This is a genomic window from Streptomyces sirii, from assembly GCF_045690365.1.
Taxonomy (GTDB): Bacteria; Actinomycetota; Actinomycetes; order Streptomycetales; family Streptomycetaceae; genus Streptomyces; species Streptomyces sirii.
Genome location: NZ_CP147982.1, coordinates 6,299,727 through 6,317,984 on the forward strand (window position 1 = coordinate 6,299,727; position 18,258 = coordinate 6,317,984).

The 18,258-nt window shown below is 73.2% G+C and carries 13 protein-coding genes; 9 read left to right on the plus strand and 4 right to left on the minus strand.

Translation table 11 applies throughout. From position 1 onward, the window contains the following. The first annotated feature begins 56 nt into the window (after window positions 1–56). On the plus strand, window positions 57–1,487 hold the full coding sequence (locus WAB15_RS28510; protein ID WP_399147074.1) for a M1 family metallopeptidase: 1,431 nt from the start codon (window positions 57–59) through the stop codon (window positions 1,485–1,487). Between the two features lie 15 nt (window positions 1,488–1,502). Here WAB15_RS28510 and WAB15_RS28515 read toward each other — a convergent pair whose 3' ends face one another. Continuing rightward, a complete protein-coding gene (locus WAB15_RS28515) occupies window positions 1,503–2,138 on the minus strand; it encodes a trimeric intracellular cation channel family protein (RefSeq protein WP_399147075.1) in 636 nt (211 codons plus the stop codon). A 95-nt stretch (window positions 2,139–2,233) separates the two neighbouring features. Between WAB15_RS28515 and WAB15_RS28520 the strand changes: the two genes are divergently transcribed. From WAB15_RS28520 to WAB15_RS28545, 6 genes are all read left to right on the plus strand, one after another. Continuing rightward, window positions 2,234–3,082, plus strand: a complete 849-nt coding sequence (locus WAB15_RS28520; RefSeq protein WP_399147076.1) for a thioesterase family protein — start codon at window positions 2,234–2,236, stop codon at window positions 3,080–3,082. Window positions 3,083–3,220: 138 nt separating this feature from the next. After that, a complete protein-coding gene (locus tag WAB15_RS28525) occupies window positions 3,221–3,658 on the plus strand; it encodes a CU044_2847 family protein (RefSeq protein WP_399147077.1) in 438 nt (145 codons plus the stop codon). Window positions 3,659–3,666: 8 nt separating this feature from the next. After that, window positions 3,667–5,841 (plus strand): trypsin-like peptidase domain-containing protein, encoded by a 2,175-nt coding sequence (locus WAB15_RS28530; protein WP_399147078.1) that lies wholly within the window; start codon window positions 3,667–3,669, stop codon window positions 5,839–5,841. 43 nt (window positions 5,842–5,884) lie between these two features. Next, window positions 5,885–6,898, plus strand: a complete 1,014-nt coding sequence (locus tag WAB15_RS28535; protein WP_407287978.1) for an AAA family ATPase — start codon at window positions 5,885–5,887, stop codon at window positions 6,896–6,898. After that, window positions 6,895–11,313 (plus strand): SAV_2336 N-terminal domain-related protein, encoded by a 4,419-nt coding sequence (locus tag WAB15_RS28540; protein ID WP_407287979.1) that lies wholly within the window; start codon window positions 6,895–6,897, stop codon window positions 11,311–11,313. The genes WAB15_RS28535 and WAB15_RS28540 overlap by 4 nt, the downstream gene beginning before the upstream one ends. A 533-nt stretch (window positions 11,314–11,846) precedes the next feature. Further along, entirely contained in the window at window positions 11,847–13,319 is a 1,473-nt protein-coding gene (locus tag WAB15_RS28545; protein ID WP_407287980.1) for an amino acid permease, read from the plus strand. Window positions 13,320–13,478: 159 nt separating this feature from the next. Here the strand turns inward: WAB15_RS28545 and WAB15_RS28550 are convergent, their stop codons facing one another. After that, on the minus strand, window positions 13,479–14,324 hold the full coding sequence (locus WAB15_RS28550) for an alpha/beta fold hydrolase (protein WP_407287981.1): 846 nt from the start codon (window positions 14,322–14,324) through the stop codon (window positions 13,479–13,481). Between the two features lie 174 nt (window positions 14,325–14,498). On the opposite strand from WAB15_RS28550, the gene WAB15_RS28555 reads away from it, so the two are divergent. After that, on the plus strand, window positions 14,499–15,668 hold the full coding sequence (locus tag WAB15_RS28555; RefSeq protein WP_407287982.1) for a cysteine desulfurase family protein: 1,170 nt from the start codon (window positions 14,499–14,501) through the stop codon (window positions 15,666–15,668). A 19-nt stretch (window positions 15,669–15,687) separates the two neighbouring features. On the opposite strand, the gene WAB15_RS28560 is transcribed toward WAB15_RS28555, so the two are convergent. Then, entirely contained in the window at window positions 15,688–16,470 is a 783-nt protein-coding gene (locus WAB15_RS28560) for an N-acetylmuramoyl-L-alanine amidase (protein WP_407287983.1), read from the minus strand. 45 nt (window positions 16,471–16,515) lie between these two features. Between WAB15_RS28560 and mnmA the strand changes: the two genes are divergently transcribed. Further along, window positions 16,516–17,661 carry a tRNA 2-thiouridine(34) synthase MnmA gene (gene mnmA, locus WAB15_RS28565; protein WP_407287984.1) on the plus strand — a complete coding sequence of 382 codons (1,146 nt, stop codon included), beginning with the start codon at window positions 16,516–16,518 and terminating at the stop codon, window positions 17,659–17,661. On the opposite strand, the gene WAB15_RS28570 is transcribed toward mnmA, so the two are convergent. Next, window positions 17,655–18,191, minus strand: a complete 537-nt coding sequence (locus tag WAB15_RS28570; protein ID WP_407287985.1) for a Uma2 family endonuclease — start codon at window positions 18,189–18,191, stop codon at window positions 17,655–17,657. The two genes, mnmA and WAB15_RS28570, sit on opposite strands and share 7 nt — an antisense overlap. Between the last annotated feature and the right edge of the window lie 67 nt (window positions 18,192–18,258).

The following is an 18,258-nucleotide window of genomic DNA, read 5'->3' on the forward strand; positions in this document are numbered from 1 at the left end:
GGGAGAGTGCAGAGTTGGCGCGATTGATTCCATTCGCGTGTTCGAAAGGACGGCTCATGGCACTCTCCCAGTCCGTGCGTCGCACTCCCCGCCTGCTCGCCCTCGCCATCGCGGCCGCCTCGGCCGCCACCCTCGCCGCCGCGCCCGGTGTCTCGGCCGCCGCGCCCGGCGCGTCGGGCGGTGCCCCCGGTGTCGGCGACCCGTACTTCCCCCAGTTGGGCAACGGCGGCTACGACGCCCTGCATTACGACCTCGGCGTCAGCTACGACCCCCGGAGCGGCCTGCTGGAGGGCCGCACCACCCTCAAGGCCAAGGCCACCCAGAGCCTGCGCACCTTCGATCTGGACCTGCACAAGCTCACCGTCGACGCGATCAAGGTGAACGGGCGCAAGGCCGCCTTCACCAGGTCCGGGGACGAGATCACCGTCACCCCCGCCGCCCGCCTGCGCAAGGGCGAGCGGTTCACCGTGACGGTGACCTACGGCGGGATACCGAAGCCGCTCAGCGGCCCCATCCTGTTCGGCTCCGACTACGGCTGGATGAAGACCAAGGACGGCGTCTTCGTCGCCTGCCAGCCCAACGCGGCCTCGACGTGGTTCCCCTCCAGCGACCACCCGAGCGACAAGGCCACCTACGACATCCGCATCGACGCCCCCAAGGGGCTGACCGGCGTCTCCAACGGCCGTCTGGTCTCCTCGCGGGTCAAGGGGGACCGCTCGTACTTCCACTGGCGCGAGACCAAGCCGATGGCGACGTACCTGGCCACCGCCACCATCGGGAAGTTCGACGTCCGCACCGGCACCACCCCCGGCGGCATCCCCATCTACGTCGCCACCGACCCCACCCTGCCCGCCGGCAAGGTCGACGTCTACGGCATCACCGCCGAGGCCACCGACTACTGGTCGAAGGTCTTCGGCCCGTACCCCTTCGAGGAGACCGGCGCGATCGTCGACGACATGCCGAAGGCCGGCTTCTCGCTGGAGGTGCAGTCCAAGCCCGTCTACTCGGCCGTCCGCGACGAGTCGACCATCGTCCACGAGCTGGCCCACCAGTGGTTCGGCGACTCGGTGTCGGTGAAGACCTGGCCCAACATCTGGCTCAACGAGGGCTTCGCCAGCTACGCGCAGTGGCTCTGGGAGGAGCACAAGGGCCGCGAGAGCGCCCATGACGCCTTCCGGAAGGCCTACCACGACACCCCCGCGGACTCCCCCTTCTGGAAGGTGAAGATCGGCGACCCGCAGCGGGACACCATGTTCGACGGGGCGGTCTACGACCGCGGTGCGATGACGCTGCAGGCGCTGCGCGAGCGGATCGGCGACAAGGCGTTCTTCAACCTGCTGCCCACCTGGACGCGTCAGCACCGCTACGGCAACGCGGAGATCTCGCAGTTCATCGCGCTGGCCGAGAAGATCTCGGGTCAGCAGTTGGACGATCTCTTCGACACCTGGCTGTACACGGGCAAGAAGCCGGCGCTGCCCGGCAAGTAGGCACCGCGGGCCGGGTCAGTCGGTGTCCTTCTGGCCCGGCCTCGGCCGCAGCTGCTGGGGCCGAGGCAGGTGCAGGCCCAGGTAGACCGCGCCCATCCGGAGGGCGAAGACCACCCCCGCCGAGATCGCCGCGGCGGGGGTGGCCCCGACGCCGAGCTGGTGCAGCAGCAGGAGGCAGCAGGCGCCCGCCATCGCGGCGATCGCGTACACGTCCTCGCGCAGCAGCAGTGGGGGGAACTCCCCGCACAGCACATCGCGGATGACCTCGCCGGCGACGCCGGTCAGCACGGCCAGGATGATCACGGCGAGCGGGGTGGCGCCCGCCTCGATGGCCGCGCGGGCGCCGATCACCGTGACGACGGAGAGTCCGATCGCATCGACGACCAGCAGCGATTTGCGCGGCAGCGTCCAGAAGCGCAGATAGGCCATGGTGCCGACGCCGACACAGATGATCACCGTCAGCAGCACCCAGTCGTGCGTCCAGTACAGCGGCTGCCGGTTGAGGATGAGGTCGCGCAGCGTCCCGCCGGAGATGGAGGCGGCGAAGGCGAGCACCAGGCCGCCGAAGGGGTCCATGTTGGCGCGGTAGGCGGCCAGCACACCGCTCGCCGCGAAGGCCGCGACGCCGACCAGGTAGAGCACGTGAAGCATGGCGTCATAATCGCAGGCCCGCGCGGCGGGCTTCCGGGTGCGGTCGTCAAAACTGACACTACCGGTCGGTAACTATCCGGTGTAGCGTGCAACCCATGGCTCTGGTGACCCTTGGCAACAGCGAGTTCGACCGCGACACGGCGGTCACCCGCCGCGCCCCGGGCGTCTATGACGCCCACCTCTCCGCCGGCTGGACGATCATCCAGGCGGTCAACGGCGGCTACCTCCTCGCCCTCATGGGCCGCGCCCTGGGCGACGCCCTCCCGCACCCCGACCCGCTCTCGGTCACCGCGCACTACCTGACCGCCTCCGTCCCGGGCCCCGCCGTCATCCGCACCGAGGTGGTCCGCACCGGCCGCACGATGTCGACCGGCACCGCCACCCTCGTGCAGTTCGCCGACGACGGCAGCGAGGTCGAGCGGCTGCGGGTACTGGCCTCGTACGGCGACCTCGGTGCGCTGCCCGACGACGTCCGCACGACCGCCAAGCCGCCGGCCATCCCGCCGTACGAGCACTGCCTGGGCACCGACAGTGCCCCGGGCGAGCGCCCCGCCATCCCGGGGAGCACCGCGATCGCCGACCGACTCGCCATCCGCCTGGACCCGGCGACCGCCGGCTGGGCCGTCGGCGCCCCGTCCGGCAGGGGCGAGATGCGCGCCTGGTTCGGCCTCGCCGACGGCCGCGAGCCCGACCCGCTCTCCCTCCTGCTGACCGTCGACGCGCTGCCGCCCACCGCCTTCGAGATGGGCCTGTCCGGCTGGGTCCCCACCGTCGAGCTGACCACCCACATCCGGCGGCGCCCGGCCCCCGGCCCGCTGCGGGTGGCCATCACCACCCGCAACATGGCCGGCGGATTCCTGGAGGAGGACGCGGAGGTCTGGGACTCCGAGGACCGACTGGTGGCGCAGTCGCGCCAGTTGGCCAGGGTCCTGCTCGCGGAGTAGGCGCGACGCGCCTGCCCGCCATGTGCCGTGCCGCCCCCTTTGGAACCCCCTTTTCGCAGGTGGCTACCGGTGTCGAAGGGCGGAGTGTGACGCAAAAGTGCGCGCGTGGGCCCTGGGCCTCATGTCAGACTGATCGATATGGGGGACGTGGCGCTGAAGTTGGATGACGGGACCGTCGTGTGGCTGCGGGCCGAAGAGCCGGCCGCCAAGGAACCTTCGGGCGCGGGCCGGTCCGCGCACCCTGACGACGGCGACGACGGCGAGCTGGAGCTTCCCGACGCCTTCGGCTCCGCCCAGCCGGTCAGCGTGGACAGTCGGATGGGCCGTGCGCTGACCCGCGGCGGGGAGGTCCTGGAGGAGGCCCTGCGTCCGCTCGGCGGCGTCCTCGGCCAGATCCACCGCTCGATCGCCGGCGGCGAACACCGCCCGGACGAGGTCACGGTGGAGTTCGGCGTCACCCTCGGATCCGATCTCCGCCTGGGCGTGTTCTCCGGCAACGGCGAGGCGAGCTTCACGGTCTCCGCCACCTGGAACCTCGGCCGGGACTCGGGCGAACCGGGCGGGCCGACACCATGATCGCGGGCGTGGGCCCGGACACCCCGCTCCAGCTGTCCTTCGCCTCCGTACGCCACGGCGACCAGGCCGTCGGCGCGGGCGTACTGGTCGCCGAGCGACTCGTCCTGACCTGCGCCCATGTCGTCAACAGCGCACTGGGCAGGGAGCGTTTCACCCAGGACCTCCCCGGCCGGAGCGAGACCGTCACACTCCGGCTGCCGCATGTCGCGGCCGGCACGGACCTGACCGCCCGGGTGGTACCGGAGATGTGGGTGCCGCCCAGGGCCAGGGCGGCCGGCAACGACCCCGTGCGGCCCGGGCGGTTGCCGTACCACGGCGACCTCGCCGTACTGGAGCTCGCGGCCGCCCCGCCCCAGGGCGCCGAGCCGGCACCGTTCCTGCAGCACAACTACGCGGGCGAGACCATCGCGTTATGGGCCAGCGGCAATCCGCTGCCCACGCTCCGCGCGGTTCCCCGGGTCTCGGCGCCGCCGTGGATCGCGCTGGACGTGCTCGGCGGCGCCCAGGTCACCGAGGGGTTCAGCGGCGGGCCGCTGTGGGACCGCGAGCGGCAGGCCGTCGTCGGCCTCGTCGCGGCCGTGCACCGCGCGCCGGAGACCGCCGCCCCCGGGACGCCGTCCGCGACGATGTACGCCATCAGCGTCCCCGCCATCGAGGCCGAACTCCCCGCGCTGCCGCCCTCGGCGGTGCCCACCGCCCGCCGCGGCGTCCAGCAGCTGCTCACCGCCCTGGAGCGGGTCCTCAAGGGGCGCGAGGCGGTCCTGGCCTGCGAGCAGCGGCTCGCCGCCCGGCTCGGCAGGCCCTCAGCGGGCCCGGCGGCCGACCTCGAACGGCTCGTCGGCCTCGCCGTGGGCGTCCGCCGCGGCATCCCCGAACTCCTCGACCTGGTACGGGACTACGAACCCCCCGCCCACGCCGCCCCGTACGACCCCCATGCCCGCCCCGGCCACTACGGCGCCCGCGAGGACTGGGAACGGCTGCGCCGCGCCGCCCATACGGTCCGCCCCGGCGAGTATCTGACCACCCGCCAGCGCCGCGACCTCTCCGGCCTGCTGGCCCACTGCACGCGCACGGACCCCCGGGCCCTGCTGGAACGCGTACTCCCGCACGCCCCGGAGCTCCCCGCCGTCGCGGGCCTCGCCGACACCATGGACGCGCTGGAGGGCTTCAGCTCCACGACCGGCGCGCCGGTGCCGCCGCTGCTGCAGGCGGTGGTGCGGATCGGCGTCGAGGAACGCGCGGCCGGCGAGGTCTATCCGGCCGAGGACCTGGACGCCTGGGTCGAGCGGGTGGCCGCCCGGTCGGGGGTGGACGAGGCGGCGGTCAGCCAGTTCCGCGCCGACGTCGAGGCCACCCGGTCACCGGTGCGCACCCCCGGGGCCGCCCCCGCGACCTCCGGCGCACGCCCCTCCGCCGCCCCGCCGCGCGTCCAGGTGGAGCTGCTGCCCACCGCCACGGGACGCCGCTTCACGTACCAGATCTGGACCTTCGCCGACGGCCAGGCGCACCGTCTCGCCCTGGTCCGGGACGCGGAGGCGGGCAGTGAGCAGGTCGTCGACGACATCCGCCGGGTGCTGCGCACCGAGGTCAGGGAGGACCCGGAGACCGCCCTGGTGGAGTACTTCCTGCCGTCCGCCTGGCTCGGCCTCGACGTCGACTCCTGGGAGTCGCCCGACAGCGACGAGGACGGGCCGTTCGCGCCGGGCATCACCCGCCGGGTGGTGGTGCGCACCACCGAGCGCTCCCGGGAGAGCTACGCGGGCTGGAAACAGCGCACCGCGGCCCTGCCGCACGCCAAGCGCCTGGTCCTCGACCACCGGCACACCGACCGCAAGGTCGCCCGCGCACAGCTGGAGGTGCACGGCGACGCCGGGACGGTGATCGTGTGCTGCGAACCGCACCACCACGGCACGCTGCTGCGCCAGTGCGTCCAGGCGGGTGTGCACACCGTGCTGTGGCACCGCGCCGAACACGGCGAGCACATCGCCCAGGACCTGCTGGCCCTCGTCGACGGCACGGACCACACCGAGGTCCCCGAAGCGGTGCGCCTGGAGCGGGCCAAGGCCGTGGCCGAGCCCGAGAGCGCCACCCACCACGGCCGCCGGCTGTCCCTGCTGTACGACGCCCCGGATCACCGGCCCCCGCAACTCGCCCCCGACGCCTGGGTGTTGGCGCAACCATGAACGCCTGTGTGTGGACGCACGCCACGAACGAGGAGAACGCGCGGTGACCGGACAGAGCGCAGTTGGCGCCCCCGACGGCCTGGTGCCGGAGCCGGAGGACTGGTGGGTCTTCCGCGGCCCCTCCAAGCTGCCCGCCCCGCCCCCGTGGCGTCGCTTTCCGGCCACCCGGGGCGCCGCGGCCCAGGCGCCCTACCTCCTGGAGCGCAACGAGATCTCCGTCGTCAACGCCGCCCTGCATCTGCACCGCCCGCTGCTCGTCACCGGCCGGCCCGGCGCCGGCAAGAGCTCACTGGCCCGCGCCGTCGCCGACGAGCTGGGCCTGGGCGACGTACTGCGCTGGTCGGTCAACAGCCGCTCCACCCTCCAGGACGCTCTCTACCGCTACGACGCCGTGGGCCGGCTGCGCGAGGCCTCGCTGCGCCGCGAGCGCGAGGCGCCCCGCGGCTCCGGCCGCCGCCCCAGGGCCCGGCACGCCGCCGCGGCCGGCGACATCGGCCAGTACCTGCGCCTGGGCCCGCTGGGCAGCGCACTGGCCGCCGACCGCCCCCGGGTGCTGCTCGTCGACGAGCTCGACAAGGCCGATATCGACCTGCCCAACGACCTTCTCGTCGTCCTGGAGGAGGGCGAGTTCGAGATCCCGGAGCTGGCCCGGCTGCCCGAGCACCAGCAGGAGGTGCAGGTCCTGCTGAGCGGAAGCCGCGAGCGGGTCGCGGTCCACCGCGGAGTGGTGCGCTGCGCCCACTTCCCGATCGTCATCATGACCAGCAACGGCGAACGGGACTTCCCGCCCGCGTTCATGCGCCGCTGCGTACGGCTGGACCTGCCGGAGCCGACCGGCGACCGGCTGCGGAAGATCATCGAGCACAATCTGGGCGCGGAGGCGGTGGCCGCCGCCGAGGACCTCATCGAGGTCTTCCACCAGCGCGCCAAGACCCAGACCCTGGCCACCGACCAGCTGCTGGCCGCCGTCCATCTGCGGATCAGCGGCGCCGACCTCAGCAAGGAAGAGCTGCTCGCCGCCGTCCTGCACCGCCTCGACGAGCCCATGGCGCCATGATCGACCCCTTGCGACAGGCGATGTCGGCCGCCGGCTACGACCTGGGGGCCACCGAACTCCTCGATGTGCTGTGGCTGGCACGGGTGATGGAGGGCGGAGCGGCGCCCCGTACGACGGAGGGCCCGGGGGAGCCGGCGACGCCGGGGGAGGGGGAGTACACCGAGCCGGCGCACCCCGGCGAGGCCGCCACCGAGCCCGTCGACCCCGGCGATCGCGCCGGGACCGCCGCGCACCCGGAGCTCGCCGACCCGCTCCACCCCGACGAGCCGGCCGACCCCGTCGCGCCCGCCGACGCCTGCGAGACCGCCGAGCCCTCGGCCCCCGCCGGTCCGCCCCGCCGCGCCCTGTACGCCATGGGGAGCCAGGGCGGCTCGCCGGGCGGGGACCGCGCGCGCCCCGCCCGGGTCCCCGGTCAGCGCGCACTGCCCGACGCCCAGCAACTGGGCCGGGCGCTGCGCCCGCTGCGCCGCTTCCGGGACCACCCGCACCGCACCGTCACCGACATCGAGGCCACGGTCCGCCTCGCCGCCGAGACCGGCTTCCTGGACGTCGTCGCCCGCCCGGAACAGGAGCGGCGCTGGTCGGCGGTGCTGCTGGTGGACTGCTCGCCGTCCATGCAGGTATGGGGCTCGCTCGCCACGGAGCTGCGTGCGCTGCTCACCCGGAGCACCGCCTTCCGCTCCGTCCAGGTCCACCCCGTCGACCCCCGGGACCCCGGTGGCCCCCTGCCGTGCCGGCAGGCCGCGGGCGCGTCGGTGACCTTCCTGCTCACCGACGGGACGAACCCCGGATGGCGCGGCCCGCGGGCCGTCCGCGCCCTTGCCGCATGGAGCCGTGGCGGCCCGGTGGCCGTCCTCAACCCGTTGCCCCGCCGGCTGTGGCGCGGCACCGCCCTGGACGCCCGGCCCCGACTCCTCGCCGCGCCGGGCGAGTTCGAGCCCGTAGGGCGGCTGACCGTCTGCGACGCGCTGAGCGGCGAGCCCGATCCGGAGGCGGAGGGCTTCCTCGCGCTGCCCGTCCTGCATCCGACCGCCTCCGCGCTGCAGCAGTGGGCCGGGCTGCTCACCCGCCCCGGAGTGCCGCATCTGATCGAGACGGCGCTGCTGGCCGAGGCGCCGTCGCCGTCCGCGCCGCCCGAACCGCACGGCACCGCCGAGGAACTGCTGGCCCGCTTCCGCGGTGCGTTCTCCCCCGAGGCCTACCGCCTCGCCGTCCGCCTCTCCGCGGTCCGCCCGCTGACCACCCCGCTGATGCAGCTGGTCCGCGCCGCCACGATGCGCGACGCGGGCCCCACCCATGTCGCGGAGATCCTGCTCGGCGGCCTGCTGGAGCGCACCGACGAGGTCCGGGACACGGCCGCCGCACAGACCCTGGACCGCGCCCTGGGCGCACCACCGGGCCAACTGGTCCAGCCCGTCTACGACTTCCGCCCCGGAGTGCGGGAGCTGCTGTTCAGCGGGCTCGGCACCGAGCAGGCCGTGGAGGTCGTCGAGGCGGTCGGCCGGTCCCTGGAGCCGTATCTGGGGCGGCTGCCGGACTTCCCGGTCCTGATGGACGACGAGGACGGCGAGCTGCGGCTACAGGCGTCGGCACGGGCCTTCGCCGTACTCGCCAGTCCCGTACTGGAGCGGATGGGCGGGGCCGTGCCGGAGCACCCCGTGGTGACGGCGGACGACCCACCGCCCCGGCCGCGCCGCCCGGTGGCCGGCCCACCGCTGCGCTTCGGGGTGCTCGGCCCGCTACGGGCCTGGCGGGGCGAGACGGAGGTCTCCCTGGCCGGTCCGGAGGTCCGGGCGCTGCTGGCCTGCCTGCTGCTGCGGCCCGGCTACGCGGCCTCGGCGGACGAGCTGGTCGGCGACCTCTGGGGCGAGGCGCCGCCCCGGGAGGCCCGTGAGCTGCTGGACGTCTACGCCGCCCGGTTGGGCCGGCAGCTGGACTGGGACCTGGTGGCCGGCGACGCCGACGAGGGGTACGGGCTGCGCCGCCCCGACGGCCGGGCGGCCGTCGTCGACCTCGATCTGCATCTGGCCGAGCGACTGGTGGCCCACGCCCGCGACGCCACGGATCCGGCCGAGGCGCGCCGCCTGTGCGATGCCGCGCTGGCCCTGTGGGAGGGCGAGCCGCTCGCCGGCCTCCCGGAAGCCTTCGCCGGGGCGCCCCGCGAGCGCCTGGCACGCTGGCGCGCCGACCTCCTGGCCGGGCGGTACCACCCCCTGGCCGAGGACGACTCCGCCGCCCTGCCGCCCGTCCCCGAGCACTTCTTCGACCGTACGCAGGAGATCGCCGAGCTGGCGGCGGCGCTGCGGCGCCACGACGCCGACAAGCCCTGCTGGGCCGTCCACGGGCCGCCCGGTGCGGGCAAGACGGCGCTGGCGCTGCGGGTCGCGCACGAGGTCGCCGGGCACTTCCCCGACGGGCTGCTCTTCATCGACATGCGGGAGGCCGGCCCCGAGCGCTGGGCGCACTGCCGGGCGCTGCTGGCCCGGCGGCGGGTGCTGCTCGTCCTGGACGACGTCTGTGACGACGAGGAGGCGCTCGCCGCCCTCCTGCGGGAGCCGTCCACCTGGGCCGGCGCCGTCGTGATCACCGGCCGGCACCGCCCGCGGCTCGACGGGCTCACCGGCGATATCGCGCTGGCCAGGCTGCCGGCGACCGAGGCCCATGCCGCGCTGCCCGAGCATCTGCTGCTCCAGTGGCTCGACGCACAGCTCAGCCCGCCCGCGCGGCGCGCCCTGGTGCTGCTGGCCGTACCGTCCGGCGACGGGCTGACGCTGCCGGCCGTCGCCGCCCTGCTGGCCACGACACCGGAGCGGACGCGGGCGCATCTCTACGAGCTGACGACGATCGGCGCCCTGGAGAAGACCTCCGGCGGCCGCTACCGCCACGTCGGCCGGCTCCGCGCCTTCGCCGAGGGGATCGCCCACCGCGAGCTGCCCCGACAGCAGCGCGACAAGGCGCTGTCCCGGCTGCTGGACCTGTATCTGGCCATGGGCCGCCGGCTGCACGAGACCCGCTATCCGGGCGAGCGGTGGCTGAGCCGCCTGACCCGCGCCGCCTCCCCGTCCCTCCCGAAAGCGCAGGACGCCGCCGGGGAGCTGGCCGCCTGGGCCGACGAGACACCCCACCTCCTCGCGCTCGTCCGCCAGGTGGCGACCGGCTCCCCGGCCCTCCTGCGGCCCGCCGCCGACCTCCTGCTGCTGGCGCAGGTGACGGCGGACTGCGGGGCGCGCTCCGCCGCGTTCGAGACGGCCGGGCGGACCGTGGCCGCGCGGGCGGCCGCGGAGGGCGACGGCCAGGCGGAGGGCCGGGCGCGGGCCGCACTCGCCGAGGCCTTCCTCGCCCTGGGCAAGGTCGCCGAGGCCGAGCCCGAGGCGCGGCGCGCGGAAAGCCTGGCGGACCGCTCCGGCGATGCGCTCACCCGCGCCCGTGCCCCGTACCTCCGCGGTGTCATCGCCCTCCACCAGGGGCGGCACGACGAAGCGGGGCGGTATCTCACCACTGCCTGTGTGCACTGCCGCGACCGCAAGGACGAGGCGGGCGAGGCCGTCGCACTCGCCGCCCTGGCGCGGCTGTGGGCCGCGGTCGGCAACAGCCAGGACGCGCTGCTGTTCGCCGAGCGCAGCGTGGACATCCACCGCCGCGACGGCGACGGCTCCCCGCGCCTGGCACACGGCCTGTACGCGCTGTCCGAGGCGCTGTCGTCGGCCGGCCGGCACACCGAGGCGCTCCGCACGCTGTTCCAGGCGCTGCCGCTCTTCGAGGAGGATGGCCAGCGCGTCTGGGCGGGCCGCACCCGCTGCCGGATGGCCCAGGAGATGGCCGCGCTGATCCGGCCCAATGAGGCGGCAGCCGCAGGTCAGGACGCCGCGAAGCGGCTGCTGGTGCCGGGCGGCGAGCGGTGGCGGGCCGATGCGCTGACCACGCTGGGGCACGCCGAGACCGCCCTCGGCCGCAAGCAGGGCGCCCAGGCGCACTGGCGCGACGCGCTCGGCGTCTACGAGGCGTTCGGCGCCCCGGAGGCCGACGGTGTACGGGCGCTGCTACGGGACAAGCCGGCCGCGCCTGCCGGCGGCGCGCACAGGCCCGGGGCGTCGCGCACCACGGGCATCGCGACCCTCGGCACGGTCCTGCGCGACCTGACGGCCGCCGTCGGTGTCCTCCGCGACCGGCTCCGGGCCAAGGCCGCCCCCCAGGGCCCGATCCTGGCCACCCTCGCGTCCCTGGAGTCCGAACTCGCCCTCCACACGGACGACTTCGCGCGTACGGGCCGCCCTCCGCGGGCCGACTTCGCGCTCCTGCGCACGTCCCTGGCGGAGGCGTCCTCGCCCGAGTCCCTGCCGCAGTCGGCCCGCGACCCCGAGACGCTCGACGCGGCGCACACGGTCCACACGCTCAGCGGCCGCCTCACCACATAGGACACGGTTTCCGGACAGGACACGGCTTCCGGTGCGGCCCTGCCCACCCGGGCGTACCCGCCGACCACCAGCCGGCCTCTGGACGTATAGATCTCGCCATCAGCGACCCGACATCCCGCCCCGGCCGGAGGTCGCGGCTCCGCTTCACCCATCGCACTGTGTCACTTTTTGTGCGCAATAGTCGGCTCTGCGCCTCGGTATGACCGCAAAGCCTCATCGGTAACGGGTGTGGGGTATCGGTGTTCGCTCAACGGGTTGCCCGTACCGGATATCGATTAGGTCACACCGGCCGGCAATTTGCCTGGGCTTTTGCGCTATGTCGCATTTACTCCGTGACGGTCGTCACGCTGGCTGGATTTCGACCGTGATAAATCTTCACGACCACCACCTGCCGGACGTCACCCATGTCCGCGTAGGGGGCGCTTGAGTCGGCCGATCGCCGGCATGCAACTCCATCAGTATCCAGGGGGATCGAGACCCGATCCGACGCCGAGGAAGGCGCGGGTCGGCATGGAGCGGAAGGCGCACCACACATGACCTCAACGCAGGTCGGCACGGACCTCGACGAAGGCAACGAGGCCTCGGGCAGCACACCGGAAGAGGGCTACGAGCGGGGTCTCGGCAGCCGTCAAGTCCAGATGATCGCCATCGGCGGCGCCATCGGCGTCGGCCTCTTCCTGGGCGCCGGCGCGAACATCGCGAAGGCCGGGCCCAGTCTCATCCTGATGTACGCCCTCGCCGGCGTGATTGTCTTCTTCATCATGCGAGCGCTCGGCGAGCTGCTCCTGTACCGCCCCGTTTCGGGTTCCTTCGCGGAGTACGCCCGCGAGTTCCTCGGCCCGTTCTTCGGGTTCGTCACGGGCTGGACGTACTGGCTCATGTGGGTCGTCACGGGCATGGCCGAACTGACGGCCGCCGCGATCTACGTGCATTTCTGGTTCCCACAAATCCCGCAATGGGTCACCGCACTGGTCTTCCTGGTCGTGCTGTACGTGGCGAACCTGATCTCGGTGAAGATCTTCGGTGAGATCGAGTTCTGGTTCTCGATGGTCAAGGTCACCGCGCTCATCGGCATGATCGTGATCGGTCTCGGCGTCGTCACCTTCGGCTTCAGCCAGGCGGGAGACGCCGCGGCGGTCTCCAACATCTGGGCCCACGACGGGATCTTCCCCATGGGCGTCGGCTCCAGCCTCATGACCCTCCAGGGCGTCATGTTCGCCTACCTGGCCGTCGAGCTGGTCGGTGTCACCGCGGGTGAGTCCGAGAACCCGGAGAAGACCCTCCCCAAGGCCATCAACACGCTGCCGTGGCGCATCATCGTCTTCTACGTCGGTGCGCTGAGCGTGATCCTCATGGTCGTCAAGTGGACGGAGTTCCAGCCGGGCGTCAGCCCGTTCGTGGCCGCCTTCGCGAAGATAGGCATCCCGGCGGGTGCGGCGATCGTCAACTTCGTCGTCCTGACCGCCGCCCTGTCGTCCTGCAACTCGGGCATGTACTCCACCGGGCGGATGCTCCGCGACCTCGCGGCCAACGCCGAGGCCCCGAAGGTGCTCGGCAAGCTGAGCTCCACCAAGACCCCGGCCATCGGCATCACCCTCTCCGCCGTCCTCATGGGCATCGGCGTGGTGCTCAACTACGTCGTCCCGGAGAAGGCGTTCGGCTATGTCACCTCGGTGGCCACCGCGGCCGGTATCTGGACCTGGCTGATGATCCTCGTCAGCCACATCCTCTACCGCCGCGCGGTCGTCGCCGGCCGCCTGCCCGCCTCGTCCTTCCCGGCGCCCGGCGGCACGGTGTGCAGCTGGATCGCGGTGGCGTTCCTGCTCCTGGTGACCGGCCTGATCGCCATCGACCCCGACAGCCGCGTATCGCTGTACGTGGGCGCCGGCTGGGCCGTGTGCCTGGCGATCGGCTGGTTCGTCCTGAAGGCCCGCAACCCGCAGATCGCGGTCAAGGGGACGCCCCAGGAGAAGCAGCTGGAGAACGCCGGACAGCCCCGCGGCTGAACGGAACGGGCTCTCAGGCTCCCGATGGACGGCCCTTGATGCCGTCGCATCCCTGACGGGGGCACCCGGACACAGACGTCCGGGTGCCCCCGTCGGCTTTGTACGGCGGCCTACCTGATGGGTATGGCGGCCCATTGGACCCCGATCCCAGGGCGAGCCCTACGGCCGCAGGAACTCCGCCAGCGCCACGGCGAGTTCCGCGGGCGCGTCCTCCTGCACCAGATGTCCCGCGCCCTCGATGATCCGAAGCCGCGCGCCGGGGATACGGGACGCCAGCTCGTGCCCCTTCGCCACCGGGATCCAGTCGTCCCGCGCGCCCCAGCAGACCAGCGTGGGCAGCTCGATCTCTCCGTAGCGCCCCTGGATCTCGTCGGTGAAGCGCTGGTCGTTCTGCCGGATCTGCCGGTAGAACGCCGGCTGTCCCTCGTCCGTGCACCAGGGCTCGACCAGTCGGTCGAGGACGTTGGGAGGCAGGCCCGGATGGCTCGCGGAGGAGACGTACTCGCGCACCAGCGCCCGGTGGAGCGCGGCCGGCAGCTGCCCGAAGACCTCGCTGTGACCGCCCAGCAGCCGGTATGCGGGCGAGCCCCAGGGGGCCAGCGCCACCGGGTCGACCAGCGCCAGCCGGGCGTACCGCGCGCCGTGCAGCAGATGCGCCCGCAGGGCGACGCACCCGCCGAAGTCGTGCGCGACCACGGCCGGCCGCGACCGCTCCCCGGCCAGCCCCCAGTGCTCCAACAGCTCCACGAACACCCGGGCCTGCGCGCCGAGCGAGACATCCTGCCCGTCCCGCATCCCGGAGGCGCCGTAGCCCGGCATGTCCCAGACGAACACCCGGTGCCGTGCGGCGAGGGCGCGGGCGGCGCCCCGCCAGACGTACGACGAGAACGGTGTCCCGTGCAGCAGGACGACCGGCGGCGCCGCGGCGTCCTCCCCGAGGACGGCCCATCGCACCTCGTCGCCGCCGGCGGCGCGGAACGTACGGTCCAGCAGCCAGTCTGTCATGACCGTAAGCGTAGTGACTCCTTACAGGCGCTGTCGAGGTCCCCGCGTACCACGGCCGTGATCCGGACTCCCTGCCTCCGCGTCCGTGACTCGGGCCCCCGGCGCGCGGCGCTTCCGCGCGCCGCGTATGCGCCCCCGGAGCCCACCGCGCCAGCTCGTAGAATCGTGCGCACCATGGTTTACCTCGACCACGCCGCCACCACCCCGATGCTCCCGGAGGCGGTGCAGGCGATGACCGCCCAGCTGACCGTCACCGGCAACGCCTCCTCGCTGCACGCCGACGGCCGGCGGGCCCGGCGCACCGTCGAGGAGGCGCGGGAATCCCTCGCCGACTCGCTCGGCGCGCGCCCCAGCGAGATCGTCTTCACCGCGGGCGGCACGGAGGCCGACAACCTCGCGGTCAAGGGCCTGTACTGGGCGCGCAGGGCGGCCGATCCGGCCCGCATCCGCGTGCTCGCCAGCCCCGTCGAGCACCACGCCGTCCTGGACGCCGTGGAGTGGCTCGCCGAGCACGAAGGCGCCCACGTCGAGTGGCTGCCGGTCGACGCCTACGGGCGGGTGCACGCCGACGCGCTGCGCGAGGCCATCGCCCGCAACCCCGCCGATGTCGCGCTGGCCACCGTCATGTGGGCCAACAACGAGATCGGCACCATCCAGCCGGTCGCCGAACTCGCCGCGGTGGCCGGGGAGTTCGAGGTCCCGCTGCATGCCGACGCGGTGCAGGCGTTCGGTCAGCTGGAGGTCGACTTCGCCGCCTCCGGGCTCGCCGCGATGACGGTTTCCGGCCACAAGATCGGCGGCCCGTACGGCATCGGCGCCCTGCTGCTGGGCCGTGCGTACGCCCCGGTGCCGGTGCTCCACGGCGGCGGCCAGGAGCGGCAGGTGCGCTCCGGCACCCTCGACACCCCCGCCATCGCCGCCTTCGCCACCGCCGGCCGGTACGCCGCCGCGCACCGCGAGGACTTCGCCCGCGACATCGGCGCACTGCGCGACGACCTGATCAAGGCCGTCCGCGCCGCCGCCCCGGACGCCGTCCTCGGCGGCGACCCGGACCCCGCGGGTCGCCTCCCCGCCAACGCCCACTTCTCCTTCCCCGGCTGCGAGGGCGACTCCCTGCTGCTCCTCCTGGACGCCCAGGGCATCGCCTGCTCCACGGGCTCGGCCTGCACCGCCGGTGTGGCCCAGCCCAGCCACGTCCTGCTGGCGACGGGCATGTCACCGGACCTCGCCCGGGGCACCCTGCGCTTCTCCCTGGGGCACACCTCGACCGCAGAGGACGTGGCAGCACTGGCCCAGGCCATCGGCCCGGTGGTGGAACGCGCCCGCAGCGCGGGCCTGAGCTAGCCGGCGCCGGCGGAGGTCCCTAGGGTCTGTCCGATGGGTCAGGGTCGGACAGACCCTGGTCCTTGCGGGCCACCGCCCGGCCCTTGCGCAGCTCCGCGCGGACGAGTCCCAGATAGCGGTCCCAGTCCCAGTGCGGCCCCGGGTCGGTGTGATCCGTGCCCGGCACCTCCACATGGCCCACGATGTGCTCCCGGTCGGCCGGGAACCCGTAGCGGCGGCAGATCCCCGCGGTCAGCCGCGCCGACGACGCGTACATGGCGGCGGTGAACGACTCCGGCCGGTCCACGAACCCCTCGTGCTCGATGCCGATGCTGCGCTCGTTGTAGCCGCGGTTCCCCGCATGGAACGCCACGTCCAGTTCACGTACCGCCTGGGCGACCTGCCCGTCCTTGCGTACGACGTAGTGGGCGGCGGCCTCGTGCAGCGGGTTGCGGAACACCTTCAGCGCGGTCGCGAAGCTGCCCTGTACGACGTGGATGACCACCCGGTCGATGTCGTAGTCCGAGGGCCGGTCCGCGAGCCGGTAGTTCCACGAGGACGCCGCCACCCAGCGCGCGCCCCTGTAGTCGACCTCTCCCGGCTTCCGCGGCTTGTCGTTCCACGGCAGCTGCCACCACCAGTGCCGCAGCTCGTCCCGCGCCGCGAACGCCACCGCCCCGGCGGCCAGCGCCCCGCCGCCCCCGATCCACAGCGCCCGCCGCCGTGTGACCCCGGGCGGGCCGCTCTCGCCGCTGCTCTCACCTCTGCCTTCGCCGCCGCTCTCGCCGCCCGTTTCCCCAGCCCTGTGCCCCATGCGCTGCATAACGCTTTCCGCACTGTCGGCGGTTCCGTCTACTCTGGACGGGCTATGACTGATGACGCCCCCCGCCGCCTCCGCGTACTCGCCGCCATGTCCGGCGGCGTCGACTCCGCCGTCGCCGCGGCCCGCGCCGCCGAGGCCGGCCATGATGTGACCGGCGTGCATCTCGCGCTCTCCGAGAACCCGAAGTCCTTCCGTACGGGCGCCCGCGGCTGCTGCACGATCGAGGACTCGCACGACGCCCGCCGCGCCGCCGATGTCATCGGCATCCCCTTCTACGTCTGGGACCTCGCCGAGCGCTTCCGCGCGGACGTCGTCGACGACTTCATCGCCGAGTACGAGGCCGGGCGCACCCCGAACCCGTGTCTGCGCTGCAACGAGAAGATCAAGTTCGCCGCCCTCCTGGACAAGGCCCTCGCCCTCGGCTTCGACGCGGTGTGCACCGGCCACTACGCGACGGTGGTGCTGAACGAGGACGGCAGCCGCGAGCTGCACCGCGCCTCGGACATGGCCAAGGACCAGTCCTACGTCCTCGGCGTCCTCGACGACCGCCAGCTGGCGCACGCGATGTTCCCGCTGGGCGACACCCTCACGACCAAGGCCGAGATCCGCGAGGAGGCGGCCCGCCGCGGCCTGTTCGTGGCGAAGAAGCCCGACAGCCACGACATCTGCTTCATCGCCGACGGCGACACCCAGGGCTTCCTCGCCAAGCGGCTCGGCGCGGCGACGGGTGACATCGTCGACGAGTCCGGCAACCGCCTCGGCACCCATGAGGGCGCGTACGGCTTCACCATCGGCCAGCGCAAGGGCCTGCGCATCGGCCACCCCGCCCCCGACGGCAAGCCGCGCTACGTCCTGGACATCTCCCCGGTGGACAACACCGTCACCGTCGGCCCCGCCGAGGCCCTCGACGTCACGGCCCTCACCGCCATCCGCCCCCGCTGGTGCGGCCTTCCCCCGGCCGCCGGCCCCGCCACGTACACGGCGCAGCTGCGCGCCCACGGCGGCGAGACCGAGGTCACGGCGGAGCTGATCGACGGCACGGAGCTCCAGGTCACGTTCACCGAGCCCGTCCGCGGCGTGGCCCCCGGCCAGGCGATCGTCCTGTACGACGGCACCCGGGTGGTCGGCTCGGCGACGATCGCGACGACGGAGCGGCGAACGACGGCGGGGGCGCAGGCAGCCGCTCAGTAGGTGTAGAGCGCCGTCGTGTCGAGGGCGAGGGCGAACGGTTCACCGATCGGCACCGGTTTGCCGAAGTCGGTCTCCAGCGACGCGCGGTAGTGCTCCCCTTCGGGAAGCGAGTAGAGCAGGCACTTGCCCTCTACGGGGTTGACGATGAGGTAGTACGGGATTCCCGCCTGGGCGTACTTCTTCACCTTCTTGTCGGTGTCGTTCTCGGGGTTGGATTCGGAGACGACCTCGACGGTGAGGACGACTTCGTCGGCGGGGAACTGCTTCAGTTGGGTGCCGCGGTAAGAAGGGTCCGCAACCGAGACATCGGGCCGCAGGAGTGTCTTGCCATGCCACCCGTCGTAGACGGTGTCGACCTCTGTCATGACGCACCACTGGGCGCTGAGCTGTGCGGCGATGGCGATCACCATCTGGCCATGAGCGCTGGTAACCACAGTGCTGAGGTAGACCTCTCCATCGATCATTTCGGCGTGATAGTCCGGGAACGCCGCGTCCAATTCCTCGAAGCGCCGCATCTCTTCGGTCTGCACTGGGCTCTCCATTTGCGCCGTCATGGTGTGCCCTCCCCTCGGGTCCTGGCTCGCGCCAGCGTAGCTC